At 69.4% G+C, this 12418-nt stretch carries 11 protein-coding genes; 6 read left to right on the top strand and 5 right to left on the bottom strand.

Going from position 1 to position 12418, the window contains the following annotated elements; genetic code table 11:
* The first annotated feature begins 342 nt into the window (after positions 1-342).
* From ACXVUM_RS11950 to cydC, 4 genes are read left to right on the top strand one after another with little or no spacing between them, the layout of a single operon-like run.
* On the top strand, positions 343-1848 hold the full coding sequence (locus tag ACXVUM_RS11950; RefSeq protein WP_458522002.1) for a cytochrome ubiquinol oxidase subunit I: 1506 nt from the start codon (positions 343-345) through the stop codon (positions 1846-1848).
* Between the two features lie 10 nt (positions 1849-1858).
* Positions 1859-2938, top strand: a complete 1080-nt coding sequence (gene cydB / locus ACXVUM_RS11955; RefSeq protein ID WP_458522003.1) for a cytochrome d ubiquinol oxidase subunit II — start codon at positions 1859-1861, stop codon at positions 2936-2938.
* Positions 2935-4635, top strand: coding sequence for a thiol reductant ABC exporter subunit CydD (gene cydD, locus ACXVUM_RS11960; protein WP_458522004.1), 1701 nt, complete (start codon positions 2935-2937; stop codon positions 4633-4635). Before cydB ends, cydD begins: the two co-directional genes overlap by 4 nt.
* Complete coding sequence (cydC, locus tag ACXVUM_RS11965; RefSeq protein WP_458522005.1) at positions 4628-6367, top strand: thiol reductant ABC exporter subunit CydC; 1740 nt, start codon at positions 4628-4630, stop codon at positions 6365-6367. The genes cydD and cydC overlap by 8 nt, the downstream gene beginning before the upstream one ends.
* Positions 6368-6663: 296 nt before the next feature.
* Here cydC and ACXVUM_RS11970 read toward each other — a convergent pair whose 3' ends face one another.
* From ACXVUM_RS11970 to ACXVUM_RS11990, 5 genes are all read right to left on the bottom strand, one after another.
* Positions 6664-7209, bottom strand: coding sequence for a DinB family protein (locus ACXVUM_RS11970; protein WP_458522006.1), 546 nt, complete (start codon positions 7207-7209; stop codon positions 6664-6666).
* Positions 7210-7269: 60 nt separating this feature from the next.
* Positions 7270-7935, bottom strand: a complete 666-nt coding sequence (locus ACXVUM_RS11975; RefSeq protein ID WP_458522007.1) for an FABP family protein — start codon at positions 7933-7935, stop codon at positions 7270-7272.
* Between the two features lie 197 nt (positions 7936-8132).
* A complete protein-coding gene (locus ACXVUM_RS11980; protein ID WP_458522008.1) occupies positions 8133-8444 on the bottom strand; it encodes a DUF1416 domain-containing protein in 312 nt (103 codons plus the stop codon).
* Between the two features lie 5 nt (positions 8445-8449).
* Positions 8450-9283, bottom strand: coding sequence for a sulfurtransferase (locus ACXVUM_RS11985; RefSeq protein ID WP_458522009.1), 834 nt, complete (start codon positions 9281-9283; stop codon positions 8450-8452).
* 290 nt (positions 9284-9573) lie between these two features.
* Positions 9574-10512, bottom strand: coding sequence for an LmeA family phospholipid-binding protein (locus tag ACXVUM_RS11990; protein WP_458522010.1), 939 nt, complete (start codon positions 10510-10512; stop codon positions 9574-9576).
* Between the two features lie 127 nt (positions 10513-10639).
* On the opposite strand from ACXVUM_RS11990, the gene ACXVUM_RS11995 reads away from it, so the two are divergent.
* Both ACXVUM_RS11995 and mshD read left to right on the top strand, forming a co-directional pair.
* Positions 10640-11413, top strand: coding sequence for a winged helix-turn-helix transcriptional regulator (locus tag ACXVUM_RS11995; protein WP_458522011.1), 774 nt, complete (start codon positions 10640-10642; stop codon positions 11411-11413).
* Entirely contained in the window at positions 11406-12326 is a 921-nt protein-coding gene (gene mshD / locus ACXVUM_RS12000; protein ID WP_458522012.1) for a mycothiol synthase, read from the top strand. The genes ACXVUM_RS11995 and mshD overlap by 8 nt, the downstream gene beginning before the upstream one ends.
* Positions 12327-12418 lie beyond the last annotated feature (92 nt).

Genomic DNA, 12418 nt, shown 5'->3' on the forward strand with positions numbered 1-12418 from the left:
CCGGGCCGCGGTGCCCGTGACCTGCGTCTCTGTGTCGTAGCGAACAGCGCGATCCCCTGGTCACGTCGCGAATGCCGGGCTACGTTCAGCGGTAGTACTACGTCAGGTAGTAGCTCTCGCGGATCCGTCCGTGAGCCGTGTCGACAACGAGGTCGGCTAGATGAACTCTCGACATCTCCCGATGGGACCTCCCCGGATCTGCGCGGGGACGAGTGGCAGTGACGTCAGGGCCCAAAGTCCCTGTGTTCGACGTGTCACCGGAGGCGATGCTCGCCAGGGCGCGCAGCGCGCAGCGTCACGATCACCGCTGTCGCAGGCCGTGACGGAGAGATGGGGCCGGGCATGAACGCACTCGACATCTCTCGTTGGCAATTCGGGATCACGACGGTCTACCACTTCATCCTCGTCCCGCTGACGATCGGTCTGGCGCCGATGATCGCGGTGATGCAGACGGTGTGGACCGTCACCGGCAACGAGCAGTGGTACCGCGCGACGAAGTTCTTCGGGAAGCTGTTCCTCGTCAACTTCGCGCTCGGTGTCGCCACCGGCATCGTCCAGGAATTCCAGTTCGGCATGAACTGGAGTGCCTACAGCCGCTTCGTCGGTGATGTGTTCGGTGCGCCGCTGGCCCTCGAGGGGCTCGTCGCGTTCTTCCTGGAGTCGACCTTCCTCGGCCTCTGGATCTTCGGTTGGGGTCGACTGCCGAAGAAGGTGCACCTCGCGTGCATCTGGCTGGTCGCGATCGCCGTGAACGCCTCGGCCTACTTCATCATCGCCGCCAACTCGTGGATGCAGCATCCCGTCGGCGCACGCTTCAACCCGGAGACAGGTCGGCCCGAGCTCACCGATTTCTGGGCCGTCATGACGAACAGCACCACCCTCGCGGCGTTCCCGCACGCGGTGGCCGGATCCTTCCTCACCGCAGGCACGTTCGTCGCCGGGATCTGCCTGTGGTGGATGATCCGAGCGCGTCGCAAGGCCGATCTCGCGGCGTCGCCCGCCGAGGCCGCACACCTGCGCCACGACGCGCGCACACTGCACCGGCCGATCGCCCGGATGGCGCTGTGGATCATCGTCGCCTCGGGTGTGGCGCTGGCCGTCACGGGCGACATGCAGGGCAAGCTCATGTTCGAGCAGCAGCCCATGAAGATGGCGTCCGCGGAATCGCTCTGTCACACCGAGAAGAGCGCCTCGTTCTCCGTGCTGACCATCGGAACGCACAACAACTGTGAGTCGGTCACCCATCTCATCCAGATCCCGTATCTCACATCGTTCCTCGCGACCAACACGTTCGACGCGACGCTCCCGGGTGTCGCCGAGATGCAACAGCACTACGCCCAGACCGTCGGACCGGGCGACTACCGACCCAACCTGTTCGTCACCTACTGGGCGTTCCGCGCGATGATCGGGTGGGCCGCCGGCTCGGCGCTGCTCGCGCTCGCCGGGTTGTGGTTCACCCGTGGCGGCCGCGTCCCGACCGCCCGCTGGTTGGGCCGCCTCGCGATCATCGTCATCCCGACGCCGTTCCTGGCCAACAGTTCCGGGTGGGTCTTCACCGAGATGGGCAGACAACCGTGGATGGTCGCCCCCAATCCCACCGGGGACCCGAGCATCCACCTCACCGTCCAGCAGGGTGTGTCCGCGACCTCCGTCGCGACCGTCGCCACGTCGCTGACCGTCTTCACGCTGATCTACGGCGTGCTGGCGATCGCATGGTTCGTCCTCATCAAGCGACACGCCGAGACAGGACCGTCCGCGACGACGTCGCCCACGAGCTCCGACGAGCCCGGGATGCACGACGACGACGCGGGAACGGCACCTGCAGAACAACTCTCGTTCGCCTACTAGGAGACCGGTCATGACACTGCCCGAGATCTGGTTCCTGGCCATCGCCGTGCTGTTCGGCGGCTACTTCCTGCTGGAGGGGTTCGACTTCGGTGTCGGCATGCTCATGCCGTTCCTCGGTCGGCGCCGGGGGGAGACGGCCGCCGAGGCCGACATCCGACGGCGGGTCGTGCTCAACACGATCGGACCCGTCTGGGACGGCAACGAGGTGTGGGTCATCACCGCCGTCGGTGCTATGTTCGCGGCCTTCCCCGCCTGGTACGCCGGGATGCTCAGCGCTCTCTACGTGCCGATGCTGCTCGTGCTCGTCGGTCTCATCCTGCGGGTGGTGGCGATCGAGTGGCGCGGCAAGTTCGACGACCCCCGGTGGCGTCGGTGGTGCGACCTCGGGATCGGTGCCGGATCGTGGATCCCTGCGTTCGTGTGGGGTCTGGCGTTCGCGAACCTCGTCCGCGGACTCCCGATCGACGGCGACGGGCGGTTCGTCGGGGGCATCGGTGACCTGCTCAGCCCCTACGCCCTGCTCGGAGGCGTGACGACGGTCGCCCTGTTCGCCGTCCACGGAGCGGTGTTCCTGGGTCTCAAGACGGACGGGACCATGCGGACGGCCGCCACCCGTGCCGCGCGCCGCCTGGCCCCGCCCGCCGCAGTGGTGGTCGCGGCGTTCGCGGGATGGACGCAGGCCGAGCACGGGAGTGCCCTCACCGCAGGTGCCGCCGTACTGGGCGTGGCGGCACTCGCCGCGACGGCCATCGCGGTCGCCGGTGGTCACGGGATGCCGAGCATGCGTCGCGAGGTGGTCGCCTTCGCCACCACCGCAGCCGCGATCGTCGCGGTCACGGTCCTGGTGTTCGGCTCGCTGTGGTCCGCGGTCATCCCGTCGACGCTGGACCCGGCCTATTCGCTCACGATCGCCGACGCGGCCTCGAGCGCGTACACCCTGCGGATCATCTCGTGGGCGTCGCTGGTGGTGCTGCCCGTGGTCATCGGATACCAGGCGTGGACGTACTGGGTCTTCCGGCAACGCATCTCGCTGCAGCAGATCCCGGAGTCGGTCGGCATCCCGCTACGCCGTGATGCGAGTGCACGGTGACCACCTCACGCGCGCCCATCGATCCGAGGCTGTTGCGGGTCTCGCCCGCGGCCGTCCGCACGGTGGTGGCCACAGCAGTGTGCGGGATGATCTCCGCGGCGACGGTCGTGGTGACCGCCGTGATGGTCGCGAGCATCCTCTCCGACCTCGTGACCGATCCGTCCGCCCGCTCGCTGGACGCGCAGCTGGTGCACCTGTGTGTGCTCGTCGCGGCGATCGCGACTCGCGCCGCCACGGCAGTCGTCCACGATCGCATCGCCTCCCGTGCCGCGGGACGGGTGACCGCTGATCTCCGTCGCCGGGCGATCGCGTCGCTGACCGATCCGCGGCGTACCCCGCCGCGCGACCTGCACCGCCGGCGCTCGGATGCGCTGACCTCGCTCACCCGGGGCCTCGACGCGCTCGAGCCGTACCTCACCTCGTTCGTGCCCACACTCGCGCTGACGGTGACGGTGACCCCGGCCGTGCTCGCGGTGATGGCGCTCGCGGATCCGCTGTCCGCGCTCATCGTCGTGATCACGCTGCCGCTGATCCCCGTGTTCATGGTGTTGATCGGTGTGCTCACCCGCGATCGGACCCGCGCACGGCTCGACGCGATGAACCGCCAGGGCGCCGCGACTCTCGACCTCATGGCCGGGGCTCCGACCCTGCGGGCGTTGCATCGCGCCCAGGCGCCCGCGCGGCGTGTCGCCGAACTCGGGGAGCGGTCCCGGAGGACGACGATGAGCGCCTTGCGGATCGCGTTCCTCTCGGGTGCCGTGCTCGAACTGCTCGCGACGCTGTGCGTCGCGTTGGTCGCCGTCGGGATCGGACTGCGGCTGATCTACGGCGAGATGTCGCTGTACGACGGCGTTCTCGCGCTGATCCTCGCGCCGGAGATCTACCTGCCGCTGCGTGCGGCCGGAGCGCGCTTCCACGAGTCGGAGGCGGGCCGGACCGCCGCCGCCGACGTCCTCGACCTCATCGACGACGGACCCGAGCACGACGCGGAGCGCGCGACACATCTCCCGCGCACCGAGCCACTGCACGTCGTGCTCGACGGCGTGGGTGTCCGTGACCGCGACGGGTGGGCGCCGTCCGACGCCCACGGGACACTCCCTCCGGGTGCCATGACCGTCCTGGTCGGGGTGAACGGCGTCGGCAAGACCACGCTGCTGCAGACGATCGCCGGCCTCGTCCGTCCCGACGCCGGACGAGTGACGATCTCCGGGACGCCGGCCGCCGAGATCCCCCGGGACGACCTTGTCGGTCGCATCGCGTTGACCGCCCAGCCGCCCCTGCTGATCCCCGGCACCGTCACCGAAAACCTCGCCGCGACAGGCCCCCTCGACCCTGCGGCGATCGCCCGTGCGGCGTCGGCGGTCGGCTTCGACGAGGTGCTCACCGAACTACCCGACGGCCCCGCGACGTGGATCGGTGCCGGCGGTGTCGGACTCTCGAGCGGGCAGCGGCAACGGCTCGCCCTGACGCGGGCGCTCGCCGGCACCGCTGATCTGCTGCTGCTCGACGAGCCGACGGCGCATCTCGACGGGGAGGCGGAAGCCGCGGTCGTGAGGGCACTCCGCGAACGCGCCGCCGCGGGGTCGACTGTCGTTGTGGTCAGTCACCGACCCGCTGTGATCGCGGCGGCCGACCAGGTGATCGCGGTGACATGCAGCCGCGACGAGGCAGGGGAGCGGGTGAGCGTCGATGCGTGACGACCCGTTGCTGCGCGCCGCCCGACTCGTCGGCCTGCCGGCCCGGCCGGTGGTGCGGTCGCTCGCACTCGGCGCCCTCGCGGCGCTGAGCGCACTCGCGCTCGCCGGCTTCTCCGCGTGGCTGATCACCCGGGCCTGGCAGATGCCGCCGGTGCTGTCGGTGGCGATAGCCGTGACCAGCGTTCGCGCCCTGGGTATCTCGCGTGCACTGTTCCGGTACCTCGAGCGGCTCTCCACCCACGATCTCGCGCTGCGCACGATGGCGACCTCGCGGTCGCGGATCTACGCGTCCATCGCTGCGGGCTCGGGCGCTCTCGCGGCCCGGATCACACCGTCCGACGTGGTCGCGCGCACAGGTCGCGACGTCGACGACATGGGTGAGTCCCTCGTGCGCGCCGTCGTGCCGATCGGCGCCGCCGTGGTGACGGCTGTGGTGTCGATCGCTGTGCTGGCGGTGATCTCCCCCTGGGCCGGAGTCGCGATGACGGTGGCATGGGTCGTCGCCGCGGTCGTCGCGCCGGTCTGCGCGGTACGCGGAGCCGCCCGTGCCGAACGGGACGCCGCCCGGGCGCGGGACGAGGCCGCGGCACTGACGATGACACTGCTGTGGCACGCCCCGGAGCTCGAGATCACCGGGCGTCGTGACGAGATCGCGGCGCGTGCCGCCGCGGCCGAGGACCGTGCGCGTCGCGCCGCCGACGCGGGGACGCGCGTACGCTCCTGGGCCGCCGGTGTTCTCCCGGCGGTGTCGGGTGCGTCGGTGCTTCTCGCCTGTCTCGTGGGGATCGGACTGTCGCAGACGGCAGACGCCACCACCGTCGGGGTCCTGATCCTCCTGCCGCTGAGCATGTTCGAGACGGCCGCCCCACTCGTCGACGCGGCGCGACAACTGCACCGCAGCCGTTCCGCGGCCGCACGGATCCTGGCGGTCGTCGATGCCGCCGGTGAGCCCGATGCCGTCGTCGATGTACGCCCGCAGGCCCGCCCCACGCCCACCGTGGTGGTGGACGACACGGTCCGCTGGGGCCATCCCGACCGGCTGCCCGTGGGCCCGGTCCCGGGTGGGCTGACCATCGGGCCGGGGTCCCGGGTGGCGATCGTCGGTCCGTCGGGGTCGGGGAAGACGACCCTGTTGTCCACCGTCGCCGGGCTCGTCGAGCCGGTCGAGGGATCGATCTCCGTGACCGACGCGGACGGGGATGTCGATCCGGCGCAGGCGATCCGGTGGTTCGCCTCGGACGCCCACATGTTCGCGACGACGATCCGTGAGAACCTCCTCGTCGCCCGCGGCGACGCCGACGACGATCTCCTGCACGACGCGCTCGACCGCGTCGGACTCGGCGACTGGGTGGCAGGTCTCGACGGAGGTCTCGACCACGAGCTGGCGTCGGGAGCGGACTCGATGAGCACCGGTCAACGACGTCGACTGCTGCTCGCCCGCGCGCTCGTCTGCCCCGTTCCGGTCCTGCTGCTCGACGAGCCGTGCGAGAACGTCGACCCCGACGAGGCCGACGCGCTGACCGCGGCGTTGCTCGACCCGCGAAGCGGCCTCGTCGAACCGGAGCGGGCCGTCGTGGTGGTCACCCATCGGCTCCCCCGGTCATGCGCTGCTACGGAGGTCGTCGATCTCGGCACGCTGGGCGTCCCGCGGGACGCCCGGGTCGGGCAATGCCCGTCCACCCCGGTTCGCCATCGGCGAAAAGCCGTTGCCGACTCCACCATCCGCGCGTAACTTCGGGAGTACACGAGGAAGGAGGTGGTCTGAAGTTGCATGACTTATGGACACGTGAGGTGACCATCAGCTAGGTGGCGCCAACGCCCGGGGTTCACCCGGTGCGGTAGTCGCCCGCCTCTCGGCAGCGGCGCCGTCACCCGAGCGAATCCACGGTGGTCACCCGACCCCCGCACCCCCACCCGTCCAGGTGGGTCCGGCCACGCAAGTGGCGGTGCGGGGGTCGTCCCATTCCACGACGAACCCCCGCACCGGTCAGCTGGTGCGGGGGTTCTGTCGTGGGCGTCGAGTGGGCGTCAGCCGCGCTCGTAGCTCCTGATCGCATCCGCGGCCAGGGCCTTCGTGGTGCTCTGCCCGTCGAAGGACTCGCGGATCAGGTCGGCATGACCCGAGTGGTGCGCGGTCTCCCGGAACATGTGCAGGAGGATGCGACGCACCGTGTGGTGCTGGCGGACCGGTGCCCACGGCGCGATCGGGATGGGGATGACGGCGTCGAGGTCGGGCACGGTCGCGATGAAGTCGTCGGTGAGCTGCGACTGCCTCGTGTACCTGTCGCGCCAGTCGGCGAACGACTCGTCCGCGGCCAGGCGGTAGCGCTCCGCGAGGTCGACGTCGAACTCGGACTCCGGGTCAGCGGCGTGGATCGTCGCGATCCAGTACTCCTCGAACAGGGTGAGGTGTTTGATCAGGCCGCCGAGGGTCAGATCGCCGACCGGTCCAGGCGTGCGGGCCTGCTCCTCGGAGATGCCGTCCACGGTCACCAGCAGGCTCCGGCGCTGGTCGCCGTAGATCTCGATCAGGGTCTCCCGCTCCCCGGGCGTGCTGGCGGTCGCGATCATCATCTGCACAGCTTCTCACCACGCGGGGGTGGAGTGCATCAGACCTCCGGCGGATGCGCCGGATCAACCGACGTGACGGGACAGTTTCGCCGACAGGCGGGGCACGAGGTCACCGTCGGCATCGACACGTTCCTCGACGTAGGCGAGGTCGCCGTCGTCGACGAGTCCGTAGAGGCGTTTGGCCCCACCGACCTTCCGGCCACCTGCCGATCCCGACGCGGACGTGATGACGACGTCGGTGACGAGTTCCCAGGACGTCTGGGTGAGGGGCTTCCCGTAGAACAGCTCGATCCAGCCCTCGGCGTGCGCGGCGAGGAACTCGATGCTCTCGTCGGAGTCGGGGCCGGAGATCCGCCAGTACCCGGTCTCCCGCAGGTCGGGTCCGATGTAGTGGGCGTCGTCGTCGATGCGCCAGGAGCGTGACTCCCACATCAGGTAGGGGCCGCCGTCGTGGCTGACGGTGATCTGCTGACCGAAGGGGTAGTCGCCGGTCTCGGGATCGTTGCCCTCGCCCAGACCGCGCCACACACCGACGAGCGGCAGCAGGCCGAGGAGCGTGGGGCTGAGGTCGGGCCCGAGACGCAGGTTCGCGGTGTCGTCGGGTGCGTCGAGTCCGCTCAGAGCGGGGATGTTGCGCGCGGCTGTGGTCTCCGCGCGGCGCGCGGCATCGGCGATCGCGTCGTCGGTGCTGTCGGGCACCGGGCGGTCGTCGGCGGAGCTGTCGCTCACCGGATCGGCGTCAGGACTCGTCGGTGATCAGGCGGTAGAGCGTGTACAGCCCGAACCAGACGATGGCGACCGTGGCGATGACCAGGAGGATCTCGAAGAAGATGACCACGTCCACGAGTCTACGACGACAGACCCCCCGAACGCCGATCGCCCCTGTCCGCGGTGGGCGGGCAGGGGCGATCGGAGGACGGAACGCCTCAGCCGGCCTTCGCGACCGTGACGTCCTGGTCGTAGACGCCGGTGCCGTCCGGGTGGACGGTGACGTCGCCGGTGCCGCGCGGCGACAGCGCGCGCAGCGTCCACGTGCCCGGTGCGGCGAAGAACCGGAAGTCGCCGGTCCCGCTCGCGACGACCTCGGCGGTGAACTCGCCGGTGCCGTCGAGCAGGCGCACGAACGCACCACCGACGGGCTGGCCGTCAGCGTCGAGGACCTGGCCCGTCAGGACCGTCTCCTTCTCGACGTCGACGCCGGCGGGCAGCTTCTGTCCCTGCTTGGGTGCAGCACACATGTCGATCACGCTCCCAGTTCGACGGGGACACCGACGAGCGAGCCGTACTCGGTCCAGCTGCCGTCGTAGTTCTTCACGTTCTCGTGGCCCAGGATCTCCTTGAGCACGAACCACGTGTGGCTCGACCGCTCACCGATACGGCAGTAGGCGATCGTGTCCTTCTCCCCGTCGAGGCCCGCCTCCTTGTACAGCTCGGCCAGCTCCTCGTCGCTCTTGAAGGTGCCGTCCTCGTTGGCTGCCTTGCTCCACGGCACGTTGATCGCGGTGGGGATGTGGCCGGGACGCTGACTCTGCTCCTGCGGGAGGTGGGCCGGAGCCAGGATCTTGCCGGAGAACTCGTCCGGGCTGCGGACGTCGACGAGGTTCTTGCTGCCGATGGCATCGACGACCTCGTCGCGGAACGCGCGGATCGAGAGGTCCGGATCCGACGCCTTGTAGCTCGCGGCCGGCCGCGAGACGGTGTCGGTCGACAGCGGGCGGCCGTCGAGCTCCCACTTCTTGCGCCCGCCGTCGAGCAGCTTCACGTCCTGGTGGCCGTAGAGCTTGAAGTACCAGTAGGCGTAGGCGGCGAACCAGTTGTTGTTGCCGCCGTAGAGGACGACGGTGTCGTCGTTGGAGATGCCGCGCGAGGACAGCAGGTCCCCGAACTGCTCGGCGTTGACGAAGTCACGACGGACCTGATCCTGCAGGTCGGTCTTCCAGTCGAGCTTGACGGCGCCCTGGATGTGGCCGCCGTCGTAGGCGCTGGTGTCCTCGTCGACCTCGACGAAGACGACGGAGTCGGTGGTCAGGTTCTGCTCAGCCCAGTCTGCGCTGACCAGGACGTCGGAGCGAGCCATGGTGGTCCTTTCGGGAACGGTTCGGTGATGCGAGGAGTCGAACGTGTCGAGGCGTCGACCGCGACGCACTGCGCGGGAACGGGCGTGAACCGACACGGCGGACGGTGGTCAGATCAGACCGTCGGCACGGACGGTCACGAGACGGCTGCGCGTCGCGGACCGATGTCAGCGACAGCAGCAGGTGGCGAATCGACAGAAATCGATCGCCCGGCGGCGGGTGAGCAGGTACTCACGACGCGACTGCATGGCGCCGACAGTAACAAAGGTCACCTGCTGACCGGCCCGGCGGCTCAGCATGGCGGTCGGTGGAACCCACCATCGGAGTGGCACGTGTACATCATGTACACCTCCTGATTCTGCGCCGTCAGAAAGAACCCGGGGTCCCAGGTCTGACTGTGCGGGGTGCCCTCGACCATGATGTCGCTGCCACTGCTCCGGGCCGACGTCGCCGTTGCTCCCCACGCCATGGGGAGGTCGGGGATGGTGGCAGAGAACTGTTCGAGCACCGCGCGGCGGTCTGCGACTGCCACGGTCGTGTCGGAGTGCTCCTCAGGGCCGTCGTAGAACCCGGTAGCGGACAGTCGGAGCGCACCGTCGACCACGGAGAGGTCGACGGTGACGCTGACCTTCTCCTTGGGCCGACCGGGACCCGGGGAGACGCTGCCAGTGAGCAGGACACCCGAAGTACGACTGAGCAGACCGTCCTGGGGTCCGCCCCCGCCGGCCTCTCCCTCCGGCGCTGGGGTGTTGACGGTCAGGTCGTCGATGCGCAGTAGGCGGCCCATCGCGACGGAGTCCAGCGTCGTCGACGCGGTCGCAGATCCGACCCGCATGGTGGCGGCTCCATACGGGAACGGGTGGGAGATGGAGGCCATGGCGACGCGGACGTCGCTGAGCCGTGTGCGGAGGTCGGCGTGGCAGGGGTCCTTCATCGTGCAGGTGCCCGCGGCGTACACGGGAACCGCACGCGCTGTGATGCCGATGGACGAGTAGCGACCGTCGGCGACCGACCGGTACGCGGGGAAACCGGAGATGGTCACCTCGGGTTCGAACGGCAGGCCGCGATTGCCGTCCGTCGGGTGCACGAACGCTCGCGCAAGGCTGCGCTCGGCGTTGATCGCGATGGCGGTGTCGGTGCCGAGAGCACCGAGAACGGCGACGACCACGACGACGATGACGGCCCAGAGAACGCGGCGGAGGCGGGGGCGGCTGCGCGAGCTGCCGACCACAGAACTCTCCTCACCCGCCCGCCGATACGAGGTCACAGACGGGGAGGCGGTATTCTTCTCCCAGCCTGCACCGTCGTCGCTGCAGCGTACACAAGTGAGAGACCGCCGCCGGAGATCGGAGTTCCCCATGGATCTCTTGTTGCTGACGGCAGACCCTGCGCCCGAATCGGTGGTCCCGTCACTCGCGCTGCTGGCGCACACCGTCCGCGTCGCGCCCACCGAGGTGTCGTCGTTGATGGAGACGGGCAACGCCGACGTGGCCATCGTCGACGCTCGCACCGACCTCGCCGCCGCCCGCGGGCTCTGTCGGTTGCTCGGCAGCACGGGCGCCTCGGTTCCCGTCGTCGCCGTGCTCACCGAGGGTGGTCTCGTCGCGGTGAACGCCGAGTGGGGTCTCGACGACTTCCTCCTGCCGACCATCGGGCCGGCCGAACTCGACGCGCGTCTGCGTCTGCTGGTGGTGCGCAACCGTGGCGGCGACAGCGAGGAGGCGGCCGGCAAGGTGTCGCTGGGCGAGTTGGTGATCGACGAGGGCACCTACACCGCACGTCTGCGCGGGCGCCCACTCGACCTGACCTACAAGGAGTTCGAACTCCTCAAGTACCTGGCCCAGAACGCCGGCCGGGTCTTCACCAGAGCGCAACTGCTGCAAGAGGTGTGGGGGTACGACTTCTTCGGCGGCACCCGCACCGTCGACGTCCACGTCCGGCGACTGCGCGCGAAACTCGGGGCCGAGCACGAATCGCTGATCGGCACCGTGCGCAACGTGGGGTACAAAGCCGTCCGTCCCTCCCGCGGTCGCGAGAACTCGGAGGGGCCGGCCGAGGACTTCGACGACGACTTCGACGGGCCGGCAGAGGATCTCGACGACGAACTGCGGTCGATGAGCAACGGTGGCTGACGCGGGGGAGACAGTGTCGTCGTCTCTCGACACCGAGACCGCCCGAGCCGTTCACGCCCTGGCCGATCGGGCGGAACGCGCCGACGGTGTCGCCGGTCTGTCCGAGCAGGCGGTCGCCGCGATCGACACCGACCGCGTCATCCACGTGCTGGTCCGCGGTGAGGACGGTACGCTGGTCGGCTACGCCAACATCACCCCCGGTCGTGACGACGAGCCCGCGATGGTCGAGGCCGTCGTCGACCCCGTCCACCGGGGTGCGGGACACGGGAAGACGTTGCTGCGCAGAGCATTCGCCACTGCACCGGATGCGGCGAGGGTGTGGGCTCACGGTGACCTCGCGCCTGCGAGGGCGGTGGCACGAAGCCTCGGCCTGACCCCGCTACGCGAGCTGCTGTCGATGCGCCGACCACTGAACGATGCCGACCTGCCGCTGCCGGGCATCGAGGTCCCCGACGACCTCCTCCTGCGCACCTACGCTGGTACCCGGGATGACGCGGAGATCCTGCGTGTCAACAACGCCGCGTTCGACTGGCACCCCGAACAGGGCGGCTGGTCGCTGGACGAGATCACCGCGCGCACCTCGTCGGACTGGTTCGACCCCGAGGGCCTGTTCCTCGTGTTCGACCGTGCCGATCCGGACCGACTGCTCGGATTCCACTGGACGAAGGTGCATCCCGCGACCGACGACGAACCGGAGATCGGCGAGGTCTACATCGTCGGGGTCGACACCGGGACCCAGGGCCGGGGTCTCGGGCGTCTCCTGACGCTCGCCGGCATCGCCCACCTCGAGCGCAGGGGGCTGACCGTCGTCGAGTTGTACGTCGAGGGCGACAACACCGCGGCACTGCACACATACGACCGGCTCGGGTTCACCCGCCACTCGATCGACGTCGCGTACGGCAGAAGTATTTAGGCGTAGCAAACACCTGCTCGAAAGTCTGCCGACACGGCCCGTGTTCATCTCTCGTTCACCTTCGGTGTCCGGGCTGTCCACCGACGAACCCT

The sequence above is a fragment of the Williamsia sp. SKLECPSW1 genome (assembly GCF_054332755.1).